Source organism: Saccharothrix stipae, assembly GCF_054781895.1.
Genome location: NZ_BAAGTN010000017.1, coordinates 558,294 through 583,052, shown reverse-complemented (window position 1 = coordinate 583,052; position 24,759 = coordinate 558,294). Strand labels below are relative to the sequence as shown.

Here is a 24,759-nt window from a genome sequence, read left to right as displayed (position 1 = left end):
CGGGACAGGTCGGGTCACATCCGGGCGCGGGCCGCCACGAACGCGTCCACCGCGCGGTGCACGTCCTCGGTCGAGTGCGCCGCCGACATCTGCGTGCGGATCCGCGCCTTGCCGTGCGGCACGACGGGGTAGGAGAAGCCGATCACGTAGATGCCCTGCTCCAGCAGCAGGTCGGCCATCCGGGACGCCTCCGCCGCGTCACCGATCATCACCGGGATGATCGGGTGCTCGCCCGGCAGCAGGTCGAAGCCCGCCTCGGTCATCCGCGAGCGGAACAGCGCGGTGTTCTCGCGCAGCCTGGTCAGCAGCTCGCCGGACGAGCTGAGCAGGTCCAGCGCGGCGATCGCGGCGGCGGTGATCGACGGCGCCAGCGAGTTGGAGAACAGGTACGGCCGCGACCGCTGCCGCAGCATCTCCACGATCTCCGCCCGCCCGGACGTGTAGCCGCCGGAAGCGCCGCCCAGCGCCTTGCCGAGCGTGCCGGTGACGATGTCCACCCGGTCCTGCACGCCGAACAGCTCCGGCGTGCCGCGCCCGTTCGGCCCGGTGAAGCCGACCGCGTGCGAGTCGTCCACCATGACCAGCGCGTCGTACCGCTCGGCCAGGTCGCAGATCTCGTCCAGCGGCGCCAGGTAGCCGTCCATGGAGAACACGCCGTCGGTCGCGACCAGCCGGTACCGGGCGTCGGCGGCGTCCTTGAGCTGCCGCTCCAGGTCGTCCATGTCCCGGTTGCGGTACCGGTACCGGCGCGCCTTCGACAGCCGGACGCCGTCGATGATCGACGCGTGGTTCAACTCGTCGGAGATGATCGCGTCGTCCGCGCCGAGCAGGGTCTCGAACAGGCCGCCGTTGGCGTCGAAGCACGAGCTGTACAGGATCGTGTCCTCGGTGCCCAGGAACGCCGACAGCCGGGCCTCCAGCTCCTTGTGCGGCTCCTGCGTGCCGCAGATGAACCGCACCGACGCCATGCCGAAGCCCCACCGGTCCAACGCCTCGTGGGCCGCCTCGACCAGCCGCGGGTGGTCGGCCAGGCCCAGGTAGTTGTTGGCGCAGAAGTTCAGCACCTCGGCGCCCGCGCCCACCCGGACCGCGGCGTTCTGCGGTGTGCCGAGCACCCGTTCGGCCTTGTAGAGCCCGGCCGCGCGGATCTCGTCCAGGCCGGTCCGCAGGTCCTCGCGCATCGCGCCGTACATCAGTGAGCTCCCGTCCAGTCGAGGATGACCTTCCCGCACTTGCCCCCGCGCGCCGTCGCGAACGCCTCGTCGAATGCCGTGTAGGCGAACCGGTGCGTGATCACCGGCGTCAGGTCGAGGCCGCGTTGCAGCAGCACGGACATCGAGTACCAGGTCTCGAACATCTCGCGGCCGTAGATGCCCTTGATGTGCAGCATCTTCAGCACGACGCTGCCGAAGTCGATTGCGAAGTCCTCGGCCGGCAGCCCGAGCACCGCGATCCGGCCGCCGTGGGCCATGTTGCCGATCATCTCCTGCAACGCGATCGGCTTGCCGGACATCTCCATGCCCACGTCGAAGCCCTCCGACATGCCCAGCTCGGACTGGGCCTCGGAGATCGTCCGCTCGGCGACGTTGAGCGCGAGGTCGACGCCGACCTTGCGGGCCAGGTCCAGCCGGTGCTCGCTGACGTCGGTGATCACCACGTTGCGCGCGCCCGCGTGCTTGGCCACGGCCGCCGCCATGATCCCGATCGGGCCCGCGCCGGTGATCAGCACGTCCTCGCCGATGACCGGGAACGACAGCGCGGTGTGCACGGCGTTGCCGAACGGGTCGAAGATCGCCGCCACGTCCAGGTCGACGGGTGCGCGGTGCACCCACGCGTTCTCCTCCGGCAGCACCACGTACTGCGCGAACGCCCCGTCGCTGTGCACGCCCAGGCCGCGCGTGTTGGCGCACAGGTGCCGCCGACCCGCCTTGCAGTTGCGGCACGTGCCGCAGACCAGGTGCCCCTCGCCGCTGACCAGGTCACCGACGTGCACACCGGTCACCGACCCGCCCGTCTCCACCACCTCGCCGACGAACTCGTGCCCGAGCACGAGCGGCGCGTGGATGTTGTGCGCGGCCCACTCGTCCCACGAGTCGATGTGCAGGTCCGTGCCGCAGATGCCGGTGCGCAGCACGCGCACGACCACGTCACCGGGGCCGGGGGTGGGGTCCGGGACGTCGGTCAACGACAGACCCGGCCCGGCGGTCGCCTTGACCAGTGCCTTCATGCGGGCGAGTGTGCCCCCGCCCCTTTGTGCAGTCCATCAGGACTTTCTGAATTCACTCGTAAGTTCAGCTTCACTGGCGATGTTGCGCACCATGCCGCCGAACACCAGCCCGTGGAACGGCCACACCAGCCACCAGTACACGTGCCCGGCCAACCCCCGCGGCACGAACACCGCGCGTTGCCGGTAGGTGGACCCACCGCCCTCCGCCGCCGCGACGCGCAGCTCCAGCCACGCCAGACCGGGCACCCGCATCTCCGCGCGCAACCGCAGCAGCCGTCCCCGGTCGAGCTCCTCCACCCGCCAGAAGTCGAGCGCCTCGCCGACCTGCAACCGCCGCGGATCACGCCGCCCGCGCCGCAGCCCGACCCCGCCGACCAGCCGGTCCAGCCACCCGCGCGCCGCCCAGGCCGGCGGGAACGAGTACCAGCCGTGCTCGCCGCCGATGCCCTCCACGACCTGCCACAGCCGTTCCGGCGAGGCGCCGGTCCGCCGTTCCCGCACGTCGACGTACGACGAGCCGCCCGACCAGTCGGGGTCGGTCGGCAGCGGGTCGGCGGGCGCGCCCGGCACCGACGCCCCCGACCAGCGGGTCTCCACCTCCGCGTCGCGGACCTTCGCCAGCGCCAGCCGCACCGCCCGGTCGTACCCGGTGTTCTCGCCCGGCAGGTACGCCTCGACGTCGTGCTCCCGGCACACCACCTCGTGCACCAACGACTCGATCAACGGCGACGCGATCGAGCGCGGCACGGGCGTGACCAGGTTGACCCAGTGCGCGGACAGGTGGGGCGTGAGCAGGGGCACCGGCAGCACGCGCCGCCGCCGCAGCCCGGCCACCCGCGCGTACCGGTGCATCATCTCCAGGTAGGTCAGCACGTCCGGGCCGCCGATGTCGAACGCCCGGTTCAGCTCGGCCGGCAGCCGCACCGCGTCGACCAGGTACCGCAGCACGTCGCGCACCGCGATCGGCTGGACCCGGTTGCGCACCCAGCGCGGCGTGACCATGACCGGCAGCCGCTCGGTGAGGTAGCGCAGCATCTCGAAGCTCGCCGAACCGGACCCGATGATCACCGCCGCCTGGAGCACCGCGGCGGGCACCGCGCTGCGCAGGAACACGTCCCCGACCTCCTTGCGCGAGGCCAGGTGGGGCGACAGCGCCGCGCCCGCCGGGTGCAGCCCGCCCAGGTAGACGATCCGCTGGACGCCCGCGTCCTCCGCGGCGCGCGCCGTGTGCTCGGCCGCCCGCCGGTCCGCGTCGGCGAAGTCGGGGTCGCTCAGCGAGTGGACCAGGTAGTGCACCACGTCGACGCCGCGCATCGCCGCGTCCAGCGACGCCGGGTCGAGCACGTCGCCGCGGACCACCTCGACCTGCCCGGCCCACGGCACGTCGCGCAGCTTGCGCGGATCGCGGACCAGGCACCTGACCCGGTGACCGGCCGCGACCAACCGGGGCACGAGCCGTCCGCCGAGGTAGCCGGTCGCTCCGGTGACGAGGCAGTGCACACCACGATCCTCGTCGGCCGGGTGGCGTCCCGCACGACGGAGCCCGTCACGCGTGCCGCAGCCAGCGGGCCTTCTTCATCTTGATCTCCACGTTGCCCGCGCGCACGTGACCGTGCACCACGAAGTGCGGCCGCCCGTGCGCGCCCGTGCCCACCTTGTCCTTCAGGTTGCTCGCGGCCAGCTCGACGCCCTCGGCGTTGACCGTCGCACCCTCCGGCAGCACCAGCTTCACCGACCCGGCGGTCACGTCCAGCTCGATGTCGACCACCGCGTGCGGGATGGAGGCCTGGCGGAAGTCCAGGTCCGCCGACCCCATCCGGTTGCGCACGACCAGCTGCCGCGGCACCGTCCAGTTGCCCTTGCGGTTGACCGTCGACATGGTGGCCTTCAGCTCCTGCCGGTCCTGCGGCACGGCCAGGACCTGCTCGTTGTGCACCATGCCGGGCAGGTCCATCAGCACCGCGTTGAGCTCGCCGCGGGTGCGTGCGGCCAGGGCCGTGTCGGTCCGCTCGGTGAACTCGTCCAGCGTGATCAGCCCCCGGCCGATCGCCTTCTGCAACAGGCCGACGACGTGCTCCCGCTCGGCGTCGGACACCCGGAAGTCCTTGGGGTCGGTCATGGCTCAGCCCTCCGGTTCGACGTCGAGCCCGTGCTCGATCGCGTAGCGCGCCAGCTCGACGCGGTTGTGCAGCTGGAGCTTGCGCAGGGTGGACTGCACGTGGTTCTCCACCGTGCGGTGCGAGATGACGAGCCGGTTGGCGATCTGCCGCGCCGTCAGCCCCTTGGCCACCAGCCGCAGCACCTCGGTCTCCCGCTCGGTGAGCTGCGGCTTGTCCTCGTCCGGCGTGGCGGCCATCCGCCGGTACTCGCCGAGCACCAACCCCGCGAGCCCCGCGGTGAACACCGCGTCACCGGCCGCGGTCCGGTTCACCGCCTCCACCAGCTCCTCGGCCGACGCCGACTTCACCAGGTAGCCGGACGCGCCCGCCTTCACCGCCTCCAGCACGTCGCTGTGCTCGCCGCTCGCGGACAGCACGAGCACCCGGGTGCCCTCCAGCGCCCCGGTGATCAGGGTGGTCGCCTCCACACCCGTCGTCTCGCCGAGGTTGAGGTCCATCAGCACCACGTCGGGCCGCACCGCGCGGGCGATCCGCACCGCCGAGGCGGCGTCACCGGCGGTCGCGACCACCTTGAAACCGCGCTCGGACAGGTCGCGCGCGACACCGTCGCGCCACAGGGGGTGGTCGTCCACCACCATCACGGAAACGCTCATCGGAAAACCCGCACCTCCCATTCGGTGCCCTCCCCCGGCCCCGTTTGCAGCTCAAGGGTGCCACGCAGGGCTTCCACCCGACCCCGGATGGACTGGGCGACGCCCATCCGGCCCTCCGCCTCGGCGGAGGCGAGCCGGCCCTCGGGGATGCCGGGACCGTCGTCGCGCACGCTGATCACGACCTCCTCGCCGAGGTCCTCGACCAGCACCCACGCCCGCGCCTGCGCGCCCGCGTGCTTGTCCACGTTGGACAGCGCCTCGCGCACGACGGCGGTGAGCTCGAACGCCGTCGCGGCCGGCAGCATCACCTGCGTGGCCGGCGTGGACACCTGGAACCGGGACGTGGCGAGCAGCTGCATCGCGGGTCGCAGGTCCGCGTCACCGTCCACGGTGGACTCCGTCGGCGCGGCGGCCACCAGCGACCGCAGCGCGACCTCCTGCTCGCCCGCCAGCTCGGCGAGCTCGGCCGCCTCGCCGCCGAGCTCCGTGCCGCGCTTGCGCACCCGCGCCAGCACTTGCAGCACACCGTCGTGGATCGACCGCGCGAGCCGCTCGCGCTCCGCCGTGGCCGCCTCGGTCCGCAACGCCTGCGCCAGCCGCACCGCCGACCGGCGCGCCGTGGACGACGCCATGCCGACGACGAAGCCCGCGCCCGACAGCAGCACCACGTCCCGCACCAGGTCGACGGTGAGCTCCACGCGGTTGAGGTAGGTGCTCAACCCGACGATGAACCCGGCCACCGCGCCCGCCACCTGCCCGCCGAGCGCGCCCGCCGCCACCGCGGGCCCGCACGCCCAGATCGTGGTGATCAGCGGGACGTTGTACAGGAACTGGGCATCGGTCATGATCAGCGGCGACAGCGACATCAGCCCGCACGCCACGACCAGGTCCGCCACCACGATCCAGGTGCGCCGCCCGTTCTCCCGGCTGTAGGCCTGGATGGTGAACGCCGACCAGAGGGCCATCGCGGCGATGGTCGCCCAGGCCAGCCACGGCCGCTCGTAGTCGTCGTGCTGGTCGATCGCGTTGCCCAGGGCGAACAGGAACGTCACTACCCGTAGCGCTACCGTTCCCCGCCAGAGGTGGGCGACGGGGTCCTCCATCACCGATGTGCCCTGGTCGGCTGGCTTCGTCTGCACGGCGTGCTCCCTTCACGCCCAATCTTGCCGTGTCGGAGTGGCGTGGCTAACCCCCAGGTGGCCGTCTGTTCCGATACCGACACATGTGGAAGGCTGGCGGGGAGTCACCGAGCGTGATCTCGCGGAGTCTGATTCTCTCCGGGGGTGAAGATCACGCCCGAAGGCCGTGGCGAGGGAGGGCCGACCGTGCGCCACTGGCCATTGTGGACGTTGCGGCGCTCCGCGCTGGCCTACTGGCTGCTCGTCGAGGTGCTCGCACTGGCCGTCGTGGTCTACGCGATCGTGACGTCGCCGCAGCCCACACCGGGTCAGATCGGCCGGTTCGCGGCCATCGCGGGCACCGCGGGCGCGGTGATCATCGGCAGCTCGATCTACAGCCACCGGGTCGGCGAGGCCGCGCGCAACCCGTGGGCCGCGCACCTGTGCTACCTCACCGCGGGCCTGGTCGGCCTGCCCTGCAACCTGCTCGTGCTGCTGCTCTTCGGCCCCGCGCTGCACGGCGTGCTCACCCAGCGCCCCGAGTCGCACCGCTGGGTGTTCACCCTGTCCGCGACGACGTTGGCGGTGTTCGCCACCCGCTTCGCCATCGGCTGGGCCGAGCCGAGCACCGACCTGGCGGTCATGGTGCTCGGCGCGACCGTGCTGCTGGTGCTCCGGGCGGGCCTGATCGCGCTCGGCCTGAAGCTGCGCAGCCCGCGCGCGCCGGGCGAGGAGGTCGTCGGCGAGCCGATCGACGTGGTGCTGGGCGTCGTCGCGGTGAGCATCGGTGGCCTCATGGGCTTCGTCGCCGTCGCCACCCCGGTGCACGCGTTGATGGCCGGACCGCCGTTGGCGCTGCTGGAGCGCGCCGCCCAGCTGCCGCAGTGGCGGCGTTCCGCGCAACGCGACGCCAAGACCGGTCTGGCCAACGCGGTGCACTGGGACGGCCGGGCCCGCTACGAGCTGTCGAAGGCCCGGGTGCGCAACCGGCCGGTGGCCGTGATGCTGCTCGACCTCGACCACTTCAAGCGGGTCAACGACGAGGTCGGCCACCTGGCGGGCGACTCGGCGCTGAGCGCGGTCGCCCTGCTGCTGACCAGCACCGTCCGGCGCGGCGACCTGGTCGGCCGCTTCGGCGGCGAGGAGTTCGTCGTGCTCCTGCCCGACGCCGAACCGGCCGTCGCCCGCGCGGTGGCCCAACGCGTGCGGCACGCGGTGGCCGACCTGGCCGTGCCCACCGTCGGCACGGACGGTCGCGAGCACCTGCTCACCGGCCTCACCGTGAGCATCGGCGTGGCGACCACCAGCAGGTTCGGCTACGAGCTGCCCGACCTGCTGGTGGCGGCCGACTCCGCGCTCCTCGCGGCCAAGGGCTACGGCCGCAACCTGGTCGAGATGGCCTGACCCCGCCGCCCGACCCCGCCGCCTGATCCCTACTGGCGGCCGCTGTGCCCCGCGGTCGGCCCCTCGGTGTCGTCGATGTCCTCCACCCGGTCCCCGCCCGTGTCGACCGGACCGCTCTCCTGCGGCTCCAGCACGTCGACGTCACGCGGCTCGACGCCCTTGTCCGACTCCGAGAGCAACGACCTGATCCCCGAGTTCAGCACCGCCAGCAGCGGCACGGACAGCAGCGCGCCCGCGATGCCCGCGACGACCAGGCCGGTGGTGATCGCCAGCACCACGGCCAACGGGTGCAGCTTCACCGCACGTCCCAGCAGCAGCGGCTGGAGCACGTGGCTCTCCAGCTGCATCACGCCGATGAGCACGGCCAGGATGATCAGCGCCTCCACCGGCCCGTTGGCCACCAGCGCCACCAGCACCGCCACCGCGCCGGTGATCACCGCGCCCACGATCGGGATGAACGCGCCGAGGAACACCAGCGCCGACAGCGGCACCACCAGTGGCACGTCCACGATCCACAGGCCGATGCCGACGCCGACCGCGTCCACCACGGCCACCAGCGCGGTCGCCCGCACGTACGACACGAGCGAGGCGAACCCGCGCCGTCCCGCGACGTCGGCCCGGCCGCGCACGTCGTGCGGCACGATCCGGATCACGAACCGCCAGATCGCGTCGCCGTCGTGCAGGAAGAAGATGAGCGTGAACAGCGCGAGGATCAGCCCGGTCAGCAGCTCGCCGACGGTGGCCGCCGTGGTGAGCGCGCCCGAGGTGATCTCGGCCTGGTTCTCCTTGACCGTCTCCAACACCCGGTCGAGGTACTGCTGGAGCTGGAGGTCGCTCAGGTGCAGCGGCCCGTCCTTGAGCCAGTCCTGGATGGTGTCCAGGCTCGCGCTGACCTGCTCCTGCAACTGCGGCAGGCCCTTGGAGAACTCGGTGATCACGAACGTGAGCACGCCGCCGACGATCGCGATGCCGCCGACCAGCACCACGCCCGTGGCCAGCCCGCGCGGGATGCCCGCCCTGGTCAGCTGCGACACCGCGGGCGACAGCAGCGCGGCCAGCAGCAGCGCCACCCCGGCCGGGATGACGATCGTGGCCAGGAACCCGACCACCTGGAACACCACGTAGAGGGCGGCGACCACGGCCACGAACCGCCAGCTCAACGCGGCCGACACGCGCAGCAGTCCCGGCACCCGGTCGCCGATCTTCGATTCCGTCCCCGTCACGCCGATCACGGTAGTCCGCCGCGGCCGCGCGAGGGGGCGGGTCGAACCCGCCCGGCACCCGGTCCGGGCATGTCGAACCCCACGTTTCGGATTGCCGCAAAGCCTGGCGCGGCCGGGGCCGCGGGTGATCGGATCGGCGGGTGACCGCCGAGACCGCCGAGGACGCCGTCCGCGCCGCGTTCGCCGAGGGGCGCCTGCTGCGGTTCGACCCGAGGGCGCCCAAGGGGGAGCGCACGGTCCGCGGCGAACTGCTGTCGTCGTTGCTCACCGGCGGCGCGCGGACCGGCGCGTTGCGGTTGGTCGGCGCGAACGTCGTCGGCTCGTTCGCGCTCGAAGGCGCACGGGTCGAGCACGTCGTCGACTTCCTGGACTGCTCCTTCGAACGGCCGCCGGACCTGCGCATGGCCCGCCTGGTCGGCCTGCGGATGCGCGGCTGCAAGGTGCCCGGCCTGTGGGGCCGCAACCTGCGCGTCGGCAGCGACCTGGTGCTGGAGGCCGGTTTCACCAGCGACGGCGTGGTCGACCTGACCGACGCCTCGGTCGACGGTACGTTCCGGCTGGCGGGCGCGGTGCTGCGGAGCAAGGGCGGCGACCACGCCCTGCTCGCCGCCCGCATCCGCCTGTCGGGTTCCCTCCAGGCCATCGCGGTGCGCGCGGGCGGCGAGGTGCGGCTGCGCGGCGCGAACGTCGGCGGCAACGTGCACCTCGGTGGCGCGCGCCTGCTCAACGCGGGCCAGAACGCGCTCGACGCCACCGGCGTCACCATCGCGGGCACCCTGTTCTGCGACGCCGAGGGCGGCCGGTTCACCGCCGAGGGCCGCATCCTGCTCGACGGCGCGCGGATCGGCGGCAGCGTGGTGTTCTCCGGCGCCCGCCTGCACGCCAGCGTGGTCGACCGCCCGGTCCTGGTGATCCCGCGCGGCACCGCCGACGAGGCCGCCGCGCTCGTGGCCGACCGGATGAGGGTGGAGGGCAACGTGGAGCTGGACGACGGCTTCACCTCCTCGGGCACGGTGCGCCTGCCCAACGCCGAGGTCGGCGGTTACCTGCGGCTGTCCGGCGCGGTGATCGGCCGCCGCGACGCCGTGCGGGAGCCCGCGGACCAGGCCGGCGAGGTCGTCCAGCGCATCCCGGTCGCCCTGCACGCCGACGGCATCCAGGTGCGCGGCGACCTCGAAGCCCGCGGCGCGGTCAACGGCGGACACCACGACGACGGCGAACGCGGTGCGGCGTTGACGGCCTACGGCCAAGTGCGCCTGGTGGACGCGCACGTGGGGGGAAGCGCGTCCCTGTCCGGCGTCCGGCTGCACGGTCCAGGCATCGACGTGCTGTTCGCCGACCGGCTGCGGGTCGGCGGCACCTTGTTCCTCCGCGGCCTGCGCGCCCACGGCTCGCTGCGCCTGCAGAACGCCGAGATCGGCTCGACCCTCGACTGCTCCGGCGCGTCCCTGCTCGCGCCGCGCCGCCGTCCGGACGGCACGCTGAAGCCGTCGCTGGACGCCCGCGTGGCGGGGGTCGGCAAGGACCTCCTGTGCAGCCACGGCTTCACCGCCGAGGGCGGCGTGCGGATCCGGCTGGCCGAGGTCGGCAAGATGGCCACGTTCGCCGGCGCCCGGCTGGGCGGTCCGGGCAGCGACATCGCGCTGAACGCCTACGGGCTCACCGTGAGCCAGCTCGTGCTGCGGCTGTCCGAGGACCGGATCCCGGTCGGTCGGGTCGTGCTCACCAGGGTCGGCGCGGCGACCGTGATGGACGGGCCGGGGCTGTGGGCCGCCACCGGCGGGGTGGACGTCGAGGACTTCACGTTCCGCTCGATCTCGTCCACGCCGCACGTCGACGTGCGGACCCGGCTGCGCTGGCTGCGCGAGGTGCAGCCGGACTTCGCGCCCGGGCCGTACGAGCAGCTGGCCGCGGTCTACCGCGACGGCGGCGAGGAGGAGTTGGCGCAGCGCGTGCAGCTGGAGAAGCAGCGCCGGCGCTACTCGGAGCTCGGCGTCGCGGGCCGGGTGTGGGGCTTCCTGCAGCGCTGGACGGTCGGCTACGGCTACCGGCCGTGGCTCGCGATCGCCTGGCTCACCGCGTTCTGGTTGTTCGGCGCGATCTGGTTCCTCGGCCACGAGATGCCGAAGCTCAACGAGGACGAGTCGCCGTCCTGGAACGCGTGGCTGCTGTCGATGGACCTGCTGATCCCGATCGTGGACCTCGGCCAGGACGGCAAGTGGCGGTTCGGCGGCGCCTCGCAGTGGATTTCCAGCACGCTGATCGCGGTCGGCTGGATCCTGGCGTCCACGGCCGCCGCCGGTGCGGCCCGCGTGCTCAAGCGGATCTGATTACCCGCTGTCATGCCCGAAAACACAGGGTGTTCGTCACACGATCCGGCGAACCAGGTGTGGAACGGGTGCGCACCCGCCTCGCCTGCTGGCACTCTCACGTCGTCGGCTTGATCACTTCGGTCACCTCGCCGGCGGATCCCAGTGCTTTCGGCGGAGGTAGCAGCGATGTCGTGCGTTGACCAGCGGGTGGGAACGGGGGCGAGCCGCGTTCGGCGGCTGCTCTCCCGTGCCCTGCTGGTCGTCGGCGGCACGCTGGCCGGCACCGCCGCGGCCTGGGCGCTGTCCACCGCAGCCGCGTCCGCGCAGGCCCCGATCGACCGCGACGCGGTCACCGAGGTCACGCGAGGTGTGCCGCAGGGCTCCCTCGCCCAGCACGCGACGCGGGAGTCGGTCGACGGCGCGTTGGCCCCGGTCGGCCAAGCCGTGCAGGACCTCGACTCGGCGCTGCGCACCCCGCGGGTGCCCGAGCCGAGCCCGCCCGACCTGCGCCGGGTCGCGGACGACATCCGCGGCACCGTCGGGGGCGTGCGCACCTGGTTCCAGCACCGCTCGTCCGAGCAGTCGTCCGTCGGCGTGACCGTCGGCGGCGTCGTGGCGCAGCGCGTCACCGAGACCACCCCGGCCGCCACCGCCGTGCCGGTCACCGCCGGCACCCCGGTGGTGCAAGGGGTGTTCGGCAAGCTCAGCCGGACGTGGCTGGACGCGCCGGGGCAGCCGATCACCGCGCTGCCCGGCACCGGCGGTCGCTCCCTGCCGGGAGACCCGTCCGGACTCCCGTCGATGCCGTTCGCGCCGCTCGGCGCGCCGGCCCACTGCTCCTGCGGTGGCGACGGCTCCGGTTCCTCCGGCGGCGGCAACGGCCCGTTCACGGCCGTCACCGCCGACCACATCGACGCCGCGGTGGCCCGGGCGCTGTTCGCCACCACCGAGCGGAACGTCGTCACGCCGGGCAAGCAGCCCGGCATCACGCCCGACTGACCTCAGCGCGCGGTCCGCGGCAGCTCATCGGTGAGCTGACCCGGTAATCGACCGTCGCGCCGCTTCGCGTGCGCTCTCCCACCGGTCGAGATGCCGCGCTACCCCACCCCTCTCAACCGGGTGGTCGTCGTCTCCGACGCGGGTTGCCGCGTCCGACCACCCTTCACCTCCCGCAAGGGAAACCAAAAGAAGGAGAACCCATGCAAACCTGGGCCAAGCGCGGTCTCCAGACCGCACTTGTCACGGGTGGTTTGCTGATGCTCGGCACGGGCATCGCTTCAGCCCAGGAGAACGTCAACCCCGACGCGAAACCGAACCCGCTCGACGCGAAGGTGCGCGTCCCGGTCGCCGTCGACCACAACAACCTGGGCACCCTCGCCGGCAACCACCAGCTGCCGGCGATCAACCAGGAGATCGGCACGCCGAGCGCGGCGGACCTCCCCGTCCGCGACGTCGCCGTCCCGGCCAACCCGCTGGTGCGCACCGCCCACGAGCGGCTGACCGGCGTCGACGCCACCAGCGCCACCCGCGGCAACACCGCCGACGCCGACGTCGTCGTGCCGGTCAGCGTCTGCGGCAACGCGGTCGCGGCGGGCGGCGACGCCTACAGCGACGGCGTGTGCACCCACTCCGCCACCAGCGCGGGCACCATCAGGACCGACGGCTCGTACGGCCCGCTGGCGGGCAACGTCGCGCACGGCGCCGCCGCCATCTCGCCCCAGGTCAACGGCAACGCGATCGCCGCCCTGGCCAACGCCGAGACCCGCACCACCTCCCGGCAGCGCGCGATCGCGGGCGACAACGTCAAGACCTCGGGCCGGGACGGCTCGCTGTCGGGCAACATCGCCGCCGTGCAGGGCGCCCTGCCGGTCCAGGTGACCAACAACGCGGTCGCCGCGGGCGGCAACTCCTACAGCGACGCCAGGTCGTCCAACGACGCGCAGGCCGCCGGCTCGCTGGACACCACCGGCGACCGCAGCACCGCGGGCGGCAACGTCCTCGGCGCGCCGGTCGCCCCGGTCGTCGCGGTCACCGGCAACGGCGTCGGCGCGGTGGGCAACGCGGACACGGCCACCGAGAACCGGGCGTCCTCCGACGCGGGCACCACCCACCGCGACCGGACCGACCTCCCGATGTGGTCGGCCACCTCCGGCAACGACGGCACCCTCGCGGGCAACGTGGTCCAGCCGGCGTTCGCCGGCCCCGTCGCCGCGGGCGACAACGCCCTGGCGGGCGGCGGCAACGCGCGCGTCGCCAACGCGATGGCCCACGACGCCGAGGCCGGTGGCAACAGCTTCACCTCCGGCCAGGACTCGGTGCTGTCCGGCAACTACGCCGACACCCCGCTCGCCCTGCCGGTGTCCGGCGCGGGCAACTCGCTCTCCGGCGTGGGCAACACCTCCGCCTCGCACGTGAACAGGGCCGGCGCGGTCGCGGGCGGCGACACGTTCACCAACGGCGACCGGTCCGTGCTGTCGGCGAACTCGGCGAACCTGCCGCCCGCCGGCGCGGCCGACCTGTGCGGCAACGGCCTGACCGGCGGTGGCATCGCCGAGGCCGACTGCCACAACGACGTCACCGCGGACGCCGGTGGCTACAACGGCACGACCGGCAACGACGCGGTCGGCTCCGGCAACGTCGGCCAGGTCCCGCTCGGCGCGCCCGCCGAGGCGTTCGGCAACGGCGTCGGCGCGGCGGGCACCCCCACCGGCCGGGCCACCGAGAACAAGACGGTCCGCTCCGGCCGGGTCGCGACCAGCGTCGACGACAACGGCACGGTGTCCAGCAACGTCGTGTCCGCACCGACCGCCCTGGGCGGCCAGGTGTTCGGCAACTCGGGCGGCGCGGTCGCCAACCCGACCTCGCAGACCGACAGCGACACCGAGATCGACCTCGGCAACCCGCCGCGCGCCAACGGCAAGCACGGCTCGGTCTCGGGCAACATCGTGCACCTCCCCACCTCGAACCCGGCCCAGGTCTTCGGCGACTCCGTGGTCGCGGTCGGCAACGGCTCGTCGGACACCACCAGCAAGCTCGACTCCCGCGCCGGCGGCTCGGCCATCACCACCGGCGACGAGGGTTCGCTGTCGGGCAACGTGCTGTCGGTGCCCGAGGCGTCCTCGCCGCAGGTGTTCGGCAGCGCGATCGGCGCGGGCAGCAACGTCGAGTCGGAGAGCCGCAACCAGTTCGGCTCGCACTCCGGCGGCGACGTGCAGACCTCCGGTGACGACGCGTCGTTCTCGGGCAACGGCATCGGCGCCCAGCCGTCGATCCCGTTGCAGGTGTTCGGCGACGCCGTCACCGCGGCCGGCAACGGCCAGTCCCAGACCGACAACAAGACCGGCCTGATCGCCGGTGGCGAGCACCTGACGTCGGCCGAGGACAGCTCGTGGTCGGGCAACCTGCTCACCGCGCCCGCCGGCGTCACGCCGTCGGTGCACGGTGACGCCGTCACCGTGGGCGGTCTCGCGGACGCGGCGACCGCCAGCCGGTCGCAGAGCCAGTCCGGTGGCGTGACCACCTCCACCGGCCGCGGCCCGGTGACCGCGTACGACCTGGAGGTGCCGACCGAGGCGTTCGCCCGCGTGTTCGGCATCCCGATCGACGTGCTGGGCACCGCCACCGCGACCGCGCAGGACCGCAACGACGTGCGGACCGGCGAGGACAAGGGCCACGGGCCGAAGGTCCCCGAAGGCGGCCGCGGCATCCAGCTGCCGGCCGGGGTGGACAGCCTGATGCGGGCGACGGAACTGCCGAACCTGGACGTCCTGGCCCTGCTGCGCAACTCCACCGTGCCGGTGGGCATGCCGGGTCTGGACGAGCTGCGCGGTCTGCCGATCCACGGCCTGCGCCAGGTCCGGACGCCGGCGGGTGACCTGCTGGCCAAGGCGCCGGTGCCGAACCTGCCCGCGCCGAAGCTCGCCGCGCCGAAGCTGGCCGCGCCCGACCTGGACGCGCCCGACCTCGACGCCCCGGACCTGGACGCCCCGGACTCCCCGAACGCCCCGGACCTGGACGCGCCGGACCTCGACGCCCCGGACCTGGGCGCGGCGAAGCCCGACTACCCCAGGGCTGAGCTGCCGACCGAGCAGCTGCCGATCACGTTGCCGGTCAGCCAGTTGCCGCTCAGCCAGTTGCCCACGGAGCAGCTGCCGGTGCTGCCCGCCCTCGCGGCGCTCCCGTACCTCGCCGAGCACCTGCCCCGCGTCGGCCAGGAGAAGCTTGAGGCCCTCGGCCAGGCCCGGCACCGGCTGCCCCGCCAGCTGGCCGACTCGGTCCGCGCCGCCAACAAGTCGTTGCCGCTGGTGACGCCGCTGTCCCGCACGGTGCGGCGCGGCGCGTCCGACGAGCGCTCGTTCGGCGGCACCCTGCCGCTGACCGGTGACCTCGTCACCACGCAGGGCCTCCCGGTGGACACCCTGCCGCTGCCCGGCCTGCCCACCCTGCCCACCGACGTCACCCCGGCCGGTCGCAGCCTGCCCGTCGCGGCACCGGCGGCGTTGCCGTTCGTCCTGCCGGTGCCCGGCGTGGCCCAGCCCCGCAGCGAGTCCTCGATGGTGCCGCCGCTGTCGCTGAGCGGGATGAACGTCAACCCCGTGCAGGGTGGCGCCGGCCCGGCCCGGTTCACCGAGGACCAGGCGCCCGCCCTGGCGGACATGGACGCGCGCAGCCTGTTCAACGCGCTCGAAGACACCACCGTGATGCCCCGCATCTGATCCACCGATCCACACCCCCCCGCGACCAGGCCCCCGGCACACCAGTGCCGGGGGCCCGGTCCCGTTCGGGGTCAACGGCGCAGGCGCTCCTCCACGTGGGCGATCACCGAGTGCAGCGGCGCCTCACCGTCGCTGGTCACCCAGCACACCCGCACCCCCGTGCGCACCCGCTCGCCGCCGAGCCGCACCGCCCGCCCGGCCAGCTCGCGCACCCGTGCCGCGACCGCCTCGCCGCTGCCGTCCGGGTGCTCCGCGATGACGGCGAACGAGTCGCCGCCGTACCGACCCACCGTGTAGTCCGCCCGTAAACCCTGCCGCAGCCGCTTCGCCAGCACGGCCAGCAGTTCGTCGCCGCGCTGGAAGCCGTAGGCCGCGTTCACCGCCGCCATCCGGTGCACGTCCGCCAGCACCAGCGACGCCAACGTGCCCCGCGTGCGCGCCCGGATCAACGCCTGGTCGAGGCGGTCCAGCACCAACGCCCGCCCCGGCAAGCCGGTCAGCGCGTCGAGCAGCCCGGCGCTGTGCGGCACGTCGGCCTGCACGGGCCGCAGCAGCACCAGCACCTGACCGCGCACCGCGATCGGGTGGTACTCGGCCCACACCCTGGTGTGCGGCAACACCATCGGGATGGTCAGCGGCTCCCCGGTGCGCAGCACCTGCCCGGCCAGCTCCGCGCACCCGGGCAGCGGCGCGCCGGAATCGTCGCGGGCCTGGGCGTCACCGAGCAGCGCGGACGCCATCGGGTTCGCCGCGAGCACCAGACCGTGCTCGTCCTGGAGCACGACCCCGACCGGCAGTTCCGAGACGAGCTCGTCCCACACCGCACGGGAAGCCGTCGTCCGTGCGGCACTCATCGGACGGGTACGCATAGGACTCGTGCCTTCCGCTGAGGCAGGGCCTGTCCGTGAAGAGCCTCCCCGCAGGTAACGGGCTTTTCAATAGCCCTGACGCCACCCGGTCCGGTGATCTTTGGCCGGCGGTGTAACGCCCAGCCCGGCGAGCATCCCGGCGAAGTCCTCCTCGGACACGATCGGCACCCGGTAGGCCCGCGCCCGCCGTGCCTTGACCGACAGCGAGAACGGGTCGGCGGCGACGACCACGCGGGTCGACCTGGTCACGTACCCCTGGCTGACCAGCCCGACCGACGCGGCCCGGTCGATCCACTCCTCGCGCGGCGAGTCCATCCGGCCGGTGAACACCACCCGGTCGCCGCGCGCCAACGTCACCGGATCCGACCGCCGCCGCACCGGCGTGGCCGCGCCGCGCCGCACCTCGGCCACGTCGCCGTCCAGCGACAACCGCGGCACGGGCACGGCCTCCGGCACGCCGGAACCCAGGTAGTGGGCGAACAACCGGGCCGTGGCGCGGGCGTCGTGCAACGCGGAGTGCGCCGACTCGGGCACCACCCCGGCCGCCTCGCAGCACGCCCGCAACGACCGCCCGGCGCGGTCGGGCAGGTAGCGGTCGGCGAGCCGCATCGTGCACAGCCCCGTCAGCGGCAGGTCCACCCCGGCGCGGGCGAACTCGGCGGTCAGGAACCGGGCGTCGAACGACAGGTTGTGCGCGACGACCACCCGGTCGGCCAGCCGTGCCGCCACCGCGCCCGCGGCCTGCGCGAACGTCGGCGCGTCCCACACGTCGGCCGCGCGGATCCGGTGCACGTGCTGCGGTCCGAGGTCGCGACCGGGGTTGAGCAGCGTGCACCACTCGTCGGTCACCCGGCCCGCGGCGTCCAACCCGACGACGGCCACCTCGACGATCCGATCCGAACCGCGCGCGGCGAACCCGGTCGTCTCCACGTCGACCACGGCGTACCCCATGATCGACGAACCTTACCGATCATGGTCAGGCCCGCAGCGCCCGGAGCACCAGATCCACGACCACGTCGGCGAACTCGCCCGTCAACGGCGCCGTGCGCAGGAACCACCGCTGGTAGACCGGCCCCAGCAACAACTCCACCGCCGCCGGCACGTCGACGTCGACCCGCACGTCCCCCAACCGCTGCGCGGACCGCAACCGCTCCTCCAACGCCACCCGGCGCGGCATCAGCAGCAACGTCACCAGGTCCGTGCGCGCCTCGTGCACCAGCACCCGGCACACCTGGTCGAACCGCCGCTCCGCCAACTCGTCGGCCGCGGCCCGCAACTCGCGCTTGAGGTCGACCGCCAGCACACCGCTGGGCAACGCGTCCGGCTCGGCCGGCCCGAACTCCAGGATGGCGTCGAACAACAGCGGCCCCTTCGACGGCCACCACCGGTAGATCGTCTGCTTGCCCACCCCGGCCCGGGCCGCGACCGCCTCGATGGTCAACCGCGAGTAGCCGAGCGCCTCGACCAACTCCATCGCGGCCATGAGGATCGCCCGCCTCGAACGGTCGCTGCGCCGCGCCGCGTCGGGTGGCATCTTCCGATGGTATGCGCACCTTCTGCGGTGCGGGAATGACTCACAACCGGACAAACCGGTGGCTCTCCGTCACCAGTACCGGTGCTGCTTCCCGTCGGTGTCGGTGATGAAGACGACCGCGTCGGCGCCGCTCAGGTCGGCCCGGGTCAGCGGGAGGTGGCCGAGCACGATCGGCTCGCCCGTGCCGAGTGACGGCGGAAGCGCGGCGCGCAGGGCCGGTGCCGGGAACAGCGCGCGTCGGGTGGTCGCCTCGGCCAGCACGTGCTGGAGGGTGCCCGGATCGGAGCCGAGGCAGGCGTCGGTCGCCAGGAACAGGTAGCGCTCGCCGAGGCGGAGCGCGACCATCGCGCCGGCGCTGCCCCACGTCACGTCGTCCGCGCCGGGCCGCAGGTGGGTGTTGTGCGCGAACACCAGGCAGGGACCGCGTTGCTGCTCCTGGTCGACGATCGCGAGCAGGTTCTCCGCCATCATCTCGCTGCGCACGCTGGACAACGTCGAGATGCGATCGGTCCCGGCGCCGGCCATGGCCGCGTGGTAGCGCAACAAGCCCTGGGCGGTGCGCGCGTGCGCGGCGGCGTGGGCGTGGCCGGTCGGATCGGTGGAGCGCAGGCCGGGTGCCGCGCGGCGCAGTGCGCTCGCCAGGTCGTCCGCGACGACGCGCAGGCCCCGAGCGCGGTCGGAGTCGCCGATGGACGCGGCCGGGTCGTACATGGCCGCCGGGTTCGTCCAGTCCGCCTCCGCGCCGAGCAGCGCGTCGAGATCGCGGACGGAGTCCGGTCGCAGCGCGGCGGGCAGGTGGTCGACGACCGAGAACAGCGCGTGTCGCGGGCTCGGCGCACCGGAGTACTCCACCGGCGCGTCGAAGCCGTAGAAGTGGACCCGGTCCTGCGGCGGCCGGCCGGCGTTGTGCTCGCGGAGCCACTCGACCAGCTCGCGGTTGCCCGGCACGGCGCCGAACCCGTGGCTGAAACCGGTGGCGAGCACCGCGTCGAGCTCCGTGGTCGCACCGTTGACGTAGTCGTCGACCGCGGCCGCGGCGAAGAAGTCGATCTCCAGCGCGATCGACCGGTACCCCCGGTCGACCAGGTGGCCGAGCAGCTCGTTGCGCAGCAACGGGAACGCCTCGACCCCGTGCGCCGGCTCGCCGAGGGCGAGCAGGGCGGGTGGCTCGGACCGCGCGGCGAGCAGCTCGTCGAACGCCCGGCCCAGGCCGGTCGGGCCGTCGAGTTCGCGGCCGAGCCCGCGCAGCGATGCGGTAGTGGACACAAGCACCCCTTCCAGGTGAACCTGCGCTCGACGCTATCGTTGAAGGTTCGTATGAGACTTCTGCGACGCTGAGCTGGGTGTTCCCGGCTGAAGCCTCAACCGGAGGTGCGCGCTGCGGCCCATCGACCTCGCCCGTGAGCACGGGTTGTCCGCCCAGGCGATCCGCAACTACGACGACGCCGGCGTCCTGCCGCCGACCGAGCGCGGCCGGACCGGCTACCGGAACTACACGCCCCTGCACGCGCAAGCCCTGCGCGCCTTCCTCGCGTTGCGCGCCGGCCACGGGCACCAGCCGGCGACGGAGATCATGCGTGCGGTCAACCGGGGCGACACCGAGTCCGCCTACCGGCTCGTCGACGCCGCGCACGTCGCCCTGCTCGCCGAACGCGACACCCGCACCGAGGTCGCGACGGCCCTCGGCGGCCTGTCCACCACCGCACCCACCCCGGTGCCCGGCCGACCGCTGACCGTGGGCGAGCTCGCGCGCCGGGTCGGCGTGCACCCGGCGACGCTGCGCACCTGGGAGGCCGAGGGCATCCTGCACCCCGACCGCGACCGGGCGACGGGGTACCGCCACTACGGACCCGAGTGCGTGCGCGACGCCGAGATCGCCCGGCAGCTGCGCCGCGGCGGTTACCCGTTGCGGCAGGTCGCGCGGTTCGTGGCGGCGCTGCGCGAGGCGGGCGGCGCGGACGCGTTGAGCGCCTTCCTCGACTCGTGGCAGGACCGGCTGAGCACGCGCAGCCGTGCCCTCCTCGGCGGCGCGGCCCAGCTCGACGGCTACCTCACCCTGCTCGACCAGGGCCGCCGGTGACGGTGCCGGCTCACGCCCGTCACGACGTCCGGTGTCGCCGATCCCTCTTAAAGTCTCCGCATGCGCGCCGACCGGTTGGTCTCACTGGTTCTGCTGCTGCGCCAGCGCGGCAGGCTGTCCGCGACCGCGTTGGCCCGCGAGCTGGAGGTGTCCACCCGCACCGTGCTGCGCGACATCGAGGCGCTGTCCGCAGCCGGCGTCCCGGTCTACGCCGAACGCGGCCGGCACGGCGGTTTCGCGTTGCAGCCCGGTTTCCGGACCGAGCTCACCGGGCTGAACCACGACGAGGCCCTCGCCCTGCTGGTCGCCGGCTCACGGCGCGGCGCGCAGGCGTTCGGCCTCGGCTCGGCGCTCGCCTCGGCCATGCTCAAGGTGGTCGACGCGCTGCCGGAGAGCCACCGGGACACCGCGGCCGGCGTGGCCGAGCGGTTGCTCATCGACCCGGAGACCGACCTCCTCTCGCGCCGGCCGGTCGCCGAGGAGGTACCCGACCCCGTGGCGGCCGAGGTGCGGCGCGCGGTGTTCGCCGGGCACAAGCTGCGCATCCACTACGCGGCGGTGGACCAGACCCCGAAGTGGCGCACGGTCGACCCGATCGGCCTGGTCACCGTGCGCGAGCAGGGCTACCTGCTGGCCACGCGGTCCGGTGCGGACCGCACCTACCGGCTGTCCCGGATCCTGGCCGCCGAGGAGCTCGCCGAACCCGCGCAGCGACCGGACCGGGTCGACCTGGACCGGGCCTGGCAGGAACGCGCCACGCGGTTCCGCGCCGGCGACGACCAGGTCACCGTGCTGGTCCGGGTGCACCCGGCTCGGCGGGAGGACCTGGTGGGCACCGCGGTGGCCGTCCTCGCCGAGGAGGCCGACGCGGACGGCCGGCTGCGGCTGGAGGTGACCTTCCAGGACCCGCGGCACGCCGAGTGGGCGCTGTGGCAGCTCTCCACGAACGCGGAAGCCCTGGCCCCGCAGTGGCTGCGCACCGCCCTGCGCGACCGCGCCGCCGCCGTCGCCACCCGCTACGAAGTGCCTTCCTGAGCGTCGAAGGCGGCCGGGTCAGCCCTGGGCCAGGTCGGCGAAGCGGCTGTAGTGGAGTTGGTGGGCGACGGTGATGGTGGCCGTCGGGCCGGCCCGGTGCTTGGCGATGATCAGGTCCGCCTCGCCCGCCCGCGGGTCGTCGCGCTCCCAGGCGTCCGGGCGGTTGATGAGGATCACCATGTCGGCGTCCTGCTCCAGGGAGCCGGACTCACGCAGGTCGGACAGCTGCGGGCGCTTGTCGGTCCGCTGTTCCGGGCCTCGGTTGAGCTGGCTGATCGCGATCACCGGCACCTCGAGCTCCTTGGCGATCAACTTCAGGTTCCGGGAGAACTCCGAGACCTCCTGCTGACGGGACTCGGTGCGCTTGCCCGACGACATCAGCTGGAGGTAGTCGACCACCACCAGCCGCAGGTCGTGGCGCTGCTTCAACCGCCTCGCCTTGGCCCGGATCTCCATCATGGTCAGGTTCGGCGAGTCGTCCACGAACAGCGGCGCCTCGCTGATCTCGCTCATCCGCCGTGCCAGCCGGGTCCAGTCGTCGTCGCTCATCCGCCCACCGCGCATGTCGCCGAGCCGGATCCGCGCCTCGGCCGACAGCATGCGCATCACGATCTCGGTGCGCGACATCTCCAGCGAGAAGATGGCGCTGGTCAACCCGTGCTTCACCGAGCACGACCTGGCGAAGTCCAGGCCCAGCGTGGAGTTGTGGGTCGGGATCATCGACCGTCCGGCGAGGTACAGGTGGTCGGGGTTGTCCACCTCGACGCAGCGGACCGGCACGCTCGGGACCGGCCGGACGTCGACGATGTACCGCGACCCCGTCCGGGTCGTGTTCGCGGCGCGCCGCCGTTCCTTCAACACCAGCCGCTTGCGGTCCAAGCCGAAGACGTCGTCGTCCGTGCCGAAGGTCAAGGTGTAGGCGATGGACGTCTGCTCATTTCGCCCCCGAGCCGGCTTGGTGCTGAACGAGCACCGGTAGCCGAGGCTCACGACCAGTTCGCGAACGTCTTCGGCGAGGCGTCGGTTGGTCACCGCGAACTGCACAGACCCGCCGGCGGTCACCGTGCCGTCCGTGTCGAGCAGACCGGCGAGCAGTGCGCGTCGTTGGGCGATCGACGCCCGGAGGTAGACCGCCGGTATGTGCTTGTCATCCAGCACGCCCAGGCCGCGCAGGAGCGCCTGAACGGTCCCGTGGCAGTCCTGGCACCGCCGCAGGCCGCACGACGGTCCACCGCAGTCCGGGCAGGTCGGGGCCGGTACCCGGACGGACGTGAAGCGGGACCTGCCACCGCAGCTGCGGCCGCACGTCTTGACCTGAGAGGTCTTCGGCGTGAAAGCGACACCGCAGACGACGCACTCGCGGATCTCCGGGGCATCCGCCACAGGCAGCTTGATGCTGTGGAGCAGCCCGCTCTGCGGCACCACGTCGTAGCCCTCGGCCTCGATGTTCCACACGATCTCGGGATCGGCGGTGGTGATCCTCGCGCCGGCGGAATGACCGTCACCGAGCCACGCGCCGAGCGTGTACGGACCGATCGGCAACGCCGCGTCGGGCAGGTCCAGTGCGCGGGTGTTGACCACCGAGTGGTTCAACCGCCGGTCGGCCGTCTCGCAGCGCAGGGTCTCGGCGATGTCGCGGGTGGTGCGGATGACGCCGACCGCGCGCTGTTTCCGTGCCGAGGCCGCCTGCGCCGATCGGCGTGAAGCCCGGGTTTCGGTGAGCCACTGGTGCTCCGCGTCGGCCACGAGCACCGAGCCGTCGGAGAACTCGACCTCGTAGCACGGCCTGCCGAGCATCACGTCGGTCGCGGCCACCACGGTCGTAGGCCGGCCGTCGGCGCCGATGAGCCGGTCGCCGACGGCGACCTCGCCCATGGTCGTCCACCCGGTGGACGTGGCGAGCGGTGTGTCCAACGCGAGCGCCTTGCCGACACCCGGTCGGGCCGCGACGATGATCATCTGGCCGGGGTGCAGGCCGTTGGTCAGCTCGTCCAGGTCCGCGAAGCCGGTGGGGATGCCCAGCGACGAGCCGCCGCGCGAGGCGATGGCGTCGATCTCGTCCATGGTCGGCTGGAGCAGCTCCTCCAGCACCACGTAGTCCTCGGTGGTGCGGCGCTCGGTGACCTCGTAGATCGCCGCCTGCGCCCGGTCGACCACCTCGTCCACGTCGGCGCCCTCGGCGCCGTTGTACCCGAGCTGGACGATCCGCGTGCCCGCCTCGACCAACCGCCGCAGCACCGCCTTCTCCGCCACGATCTCGGCGTAGTAGGAGGCGTTGGCGGCCGTCGGCACGGTCGCGATCAGGGTGTGCAGGTACGGCGCGCCGCCGACGCGCAGCAGCTCGCCCCGGCGTTCCAGCTCGGCGGACACCGTGATCGGGTCGGCCGGCTCACCCCGCCCGTACAGGTCGAGGACGCAGTCGTACACGGCCTGGTGCGCGGGCCGGTAGAAGTCGTTGGGCGCCAGGACCTCGACCACGTCGGCGATCGCGTCCTTGCTCAGCAGCATCCCGCCCAGCACCGACTGCTCGGCGGCGAGGTCCTGCGGCGGCTGCCGTTCGAAGCCGGGCTCTGCCATGCCCCGGTCGTCCACCAGCGCCACCGTGAGCTCACCCCAATCTGCTGCCGTGCGGATGTTGTACCTCGTGGGTCCGACAATTTCCGCCAAGCCACGCCCCGCGATCACGCGACGCTAGAGCCACCTGGATGGCGTAGGCAAACGAACCTGTGGACAACTCGGTGGACAGCCTGGGGATGGCCGCGCCCAGCTGACCACAGGCTCGGGCAAACCTGTGGACAACCTGGGTACAAATCGGGTCCAGACAAAAGTTCGCGCAGCTCAACCCCTGTGGATAACTTTGTGGAAAAGTCGTGCGTCACAACCCCGGCGTGTCGCGTGTAACCGGCGGCACGGCGTGTCGCGGACAACGTGTCACAAGAGTTGTCCACAGCCGGACGTGCGAAAGCGCCGCCCGACCAGAACACCTGGTCGAACGGCGCTTCCGGGTGGTTCAGCTCGCGTTCGCGACCTCGACGGACAGCGACACGGTGACCTCCGGGTGGAGCCGGACGTTCACCGAGTGCTTGCCGAGGGTCTTGATGTGACCCGCGATCTCGACGGCCCGCTTGTCCAGCGTGGGGCCGCCGGCCGCACGCACGGCCGACACCACGTCGGACGAGGTGACGGAGCCGAAGAGCTTCTTCGAGCCGGCCGCGGCCTTGGCCTTCAGCGTCACGGAGCCGAGGCCTTCGAGCGAGGCCTTGATCTCCTTGGCGTGGTCCAGGTCGCGGACCCGGCGGGTGTCCTGCGCCCGGCGGATGACCTCGACCTGCTTGGCCGCGCCCTTGGTGGCGATGATCGCCAGGCCGCGGGGCAGCAGGTAGTTGCGGCCGTAGCCGTCCTTGACCTCGACGATGTCGCCGGGGCCGCCGAGGCCGGTCACGTCAGCGGTGAGGATGAGCTTCACGAT

At 72.9% G+C, this 24,759-nt stretch carries 19 protein-coding genes; 6 read left to right on the top strand and 13 right to left on the bottom strand.

Going from position 1 to position 24,759, the window contains the following annotated elements; translation table 11 throughout:
• Positions 1-14: 14 nt before the first annotated feature.
• From ACYVLT_RS30830 to macS, 6 genes are read right to left on the bottom strand one after another with little or no spacing between them, the layout of a single operon-like run.
• Positions 15-1,193, bottom strand: a complete 1,179-nt coding sequence (locus tag ACYVLT_RS30830; RefSeq protein ID WP_461123672.1) for a glycine C-acetyltransferase — start codon at positions 1,191-1,193, stop codon at positions 15-17.
• Complete coding sequence (tdh, locus tag ACYVLT_RS30825; protein ID WP_461123671.1) at positions 1,193-2,227, bottom strand: L-threonine 3-dehydrogenase; 1,035 nt, start codon at positions 2,225-2,227, stop codon at positions 1,193-1,195. Before tdh ends, ACYVLT_RS30830 begins: the two co-directional genes overlap by 1 nt.
• A 36-nt stretch (positions 2,228-2,263) precedes the next feature.
• On the bottom strand, positions 2,264-3,727 hold the full coding sequence (locus tag ACYVLT_RS30820; RefSeq protein WP_461123670.1) for an SDR family oxidoreductase: 1,464 nt from the start codon (positions 3,725-3,727) through the stop codon (positions 2,264-2,266).
• 46 nt (positions 3,728-3,773) lie between these two features.
• On the bottom strand, positions 3,774-4,346 hold the full coding sequence (locus ACYVLT_RS30815; protein WP_461123669.1) for a DUF1707 SHOCT-like domain-containing protein: 573 nt from the start codon (positions 4,344-4,346) through the stop codon (positions 3,774-3,776).
• A gap of 3 nt (positions 4,347-4,349) precedes the next feature.
• Complete coding sequence (locus ACYVLT_RS30810; protein WP_461123668.1) at positions 4,350-5,000, bottom strand: response regulator; 651 nt, start codon at positions 4,998-5,000, stop codon at positions 4,350-4,352.
• A complete protein-coding gene (macS, locus tag ACYVLT_RS30805) occupies positions 4,997-6,103 on the bottom strand; it encodes a MacS family sensor histidine kinase (protein ID WP_461124156.1) in 1,107 nt (368 codons plus the stop codon). Before macS ends, ACYVLT_RS30810 begins: the two co-directional genes overlap by 4 nt.
• A 222-nt stretch (positions 6,104-6,325) precedes the next feature.
• Between macS and ACYVLT_RS30800 the strand changes: the two genes are divergently transcribed.
• Complete coding sequence (locus tag ACYVLT_RS30800) at positions 6,326-7,522, top strand: GGDEF domain-containing protein (RefSeq protein ID WP_461123667.1); 1,197 nt, start codon at positions 6,326-6,328, stop codon at positions 7,520-7,522.
• Positions 7,523-7,551: 29 nt separating this feature from the next.
• Here the strand turns inward: ACYVLT_RS30800 and ACYVLT_RS30795 are convergent, their stop codons facing one another.
• Positions 7,552-8,745, bottom strand: a complete 1,194-nt coding sequence (locus ACYVLT_RS30795; protein WP_461123666.1) for an AI-2E family transporter — start codon at positions 8,743-8,745, stop codon at positions 7,552-7,554.
• 140 nt (positions 8,746-8,885) lie between these two features.
• On the opposite strand from ACYVLT_RS30795, the gene ACYVLT_RS30790 reads away from it, so the two are divergent.
• The 3 genes from ACYVLT_RS30790 to ACYVLT_RS30780 all read left to right on the top strand — a co-directional run bounded on the left by ACYVLT_RS30790 (position 8,886) and on the right by ACYVLT_RS30780 (position 15,772).
• Positions 8,886-11,075, top strand: a complete 2,190-nt coding sequence (locus tag ACYVLT_RS30790; RefSeq protein WP_461123665.1) for a hypothetical protein — start codon at positions 8,886-8,888, stop codon at positions 11,073-11,075.
• Positions 11,076-11,243: 168 nt separating this feature from the next.
• Positions 11,244-12,056, top strand: coding sequence for a hypothetical protein (locus ACYVLT_RS30785; protein ID WP_461123664.1), 813 nt, complete (start codon positions 11,244-11,246; stop codon positions 12,054-12,056).
• Between the two features lie 200 nt (positions 12,057-12,256).
• Positions 12,257-15,772, top strand: a complete 3,516-nt coding sequence (locus tag ACYVLT_RS30780; protein ID WP_461123663.1) for a beta strand repeat-containing protein — start codon at positions 12,257-12,259, stop codon at positions 15,770-15,772.
• A 71-nt stretch (positions 15,773-15,843) separates the two neighbouring features.
• Here ACYVLT_RS30780 and ACYVLT_RS30775 read toward each other — a convergent pair whose 3' ends face one another.
• The 4 genes from ACYVLT_RS30775 to ACYVLT_RS30760 all read right to left on the bottom strand — a co-directional run bounded on the left by ACYVLT_RS30775 (position 15,844) and on the right by ACYVLT_RS30760 (position 19,441).
• Positions 15,844-16,626, bottom strand: coding sequence for a GGDEF domain-containing protein (locus ACYVLT_RS30775; RefSeq protein ID WP_461123662.1), 783 nt, complete (start codon positions 16,624-16,626; stop codon positions 15,844-15,846).
• 81 nt (positions 16,627-16,707) lie between these two features.
• A complete protein-coding gene (locus tag ACYVLT_RS30770) occupies positions 16,708-17,592 on the bottom strand; it encodes an exonuclease domain-containing protein (protein ID WP_461123661.1) in 885 nt (294 codons plus the stop codon).
• A gap of 25 nt (positions 17,593-17,617) precedes the next feature.
• Entirely contained in the window at positions 17,618-18,175 is a 558-nt protein-coding gene (locus ACYVLT_RS30765) for a TetR/AcrR family transcriptional regulator (protein WP_461123660.1), read from the bottom strand.
• A 69-nt stretch (positions 18,176-18,244) separates the two neighbouring features.
• On the bottom strand, positions 18,245-19,441 hold the full coding sequence (locus ACYVLT_RS30760; RefSeq protein ID WP_461123659.1) for an erythromycin esterase family protein: 1,197 nt from the start codon (positions 19,439-19,441) through the stop codon (positions 18,245-18,247).
• 112 nt (positions 19,442-19,553) lie between these two features.
• Between ACYVLT_RS30760 and ACYVLT_RS30755 the strand changes: the two genes are divergently transcribed.
• Positions 19,554-20,255, top strand: a complete 702-nt coding sequence (locus ACYVLT_RS30755; protein ID WP_461124155.1) for a TioE family transcriptional regulator — start codon at positions 19,554-19,556, stop codon at positions 20,253-20,255.
• Positions 20,256-20,315: 60 nt separating this feature from the next.
• Positions 20,316-21,290, top strand: coding sequence for a helix-turn-helix transcriptional regulator (locus tag ACYVLT_RS30750; RefSeq protein WP_461123658.1), 975 nt, complete (start codon positions 20,316-20,318; stop codon positions 21,288-21,290).
• 18 nt (positions 21,291-21,308) lie between these two features.
• On the opposite strand, the gene dnaB is transcribed toward ACYVLT_RS30750, so the two are convergent.
• Positions 21,309-23,891, bottom strand: coding sequence for a replicative DNA helicase (dnaB, locus tag ACYVLT_RS30745; RefSeq protein ID WP_461123657.1), 2,583 nt, complete (start codon positions 23,889-23,891; stop codon positions 21,309-21,311).
• Positions 23,892-24,300: 409 nt separating this feature from the next.
• Positions 24,301-24,759 carry a 50S ribosomal protein L9 gene (rplI, locus tag ACYVLT_RS30740; RefSeq protein WP_360449090.1) on the bottom strand — a complete coding sequence of 153 codons (459 nt, stop codon included), beginning with the start codon at positions 24,757-24,759 and terminating at the stop codon, positions 24,301-24,303.

What these genes read in the sequence shown, in the direction of transcription:
- ACYVLT_RS30830 (WP_461123672.1), bottom strand. Translation starts at nt 1,193, where the DNA reads ATGTACGGCGCGATGCGCGAGGACCTGCGGACCGGCCTGGACGAGATC.
- tdh (WP_461123671.1), bottom strand. Translation starts at nt 2,227, where the DNA reads ATGAAGGCACTGGTCAAGGCGACCGCCGGGCCGGGTCTGTCGTTGACC.
- ACYVLT_RS30815 (WP_461123669.1), bottom strand. Translation starts at nt 4,346, where the DNA reads ATGACCGACCCCAAGGACTTCCGGGTGTCCGACGCCGAGCGGGAGCAC.
- ACYVLT_RS30810 (WP_461123668.1), bottom strand. Translation starts at nt 5,000, where the DNA reads ATGAGCGTTTCCGTGATGGTGGTGGACGACCACCCCCTGTGGCGCGAC.
- macS (WP_461124156.1), bottom strand. Translation starts at nt 6,103, where the DNA reads ATGGAGGACCCCGTCGCCCACCTCTGGCGGGGAACGGTAGCGCTACGG.
- ACYVLT_RS30785 (WP_461123664.1), top strand. Translation starts at nt 11,244, where the DNA reads ATGTCGTGCGTTGACCAGCGGGTGGGAACGGGGGCGAGCCGCGTTCGG.
- ACYVLT_RS30780 (WP_461123663.1), top strand. Translation starts at nt 12,257, where the DNA reads ATGCAAACCTGGGCCAAGCGCGGTCTCCAGACCGCACTTGTCACGGGT.
- ACYVLT_RS30775 (WP_461123662.1), bottom strand. Translation starts at nt 16,626, where the DNA reads ATGAGTGCCGCACGGACGACGGCTTCCCGTGCGGTGTGGGACGAGCTC.
- ACYVLT_RS30770 (WP_461123661.1), bottom strand. Translation starts at nt 17,592, where the DNA reads ATGGGGTACGCCGTGGTCGACGTGGAGACGACCGGGTTCGCCGCGCGC.
- ACYVLT_RS30765 (WP_461123660.1), bottom strand. Translation starts at nt 18,175, where the DNA reads ATGCCACCCGACGCGGCGCGGCGCAGCGACCGTTCGAGGCGGGCGATC.
- ACYVLT_RS30750 (WP_461123658.1), top strand. Translation starts at nt 20,316, where the DNA reads ATGCGCGCCGACCGGTTGGTCTCACTGGTTCTGCTGCTGCGCCAGCGC.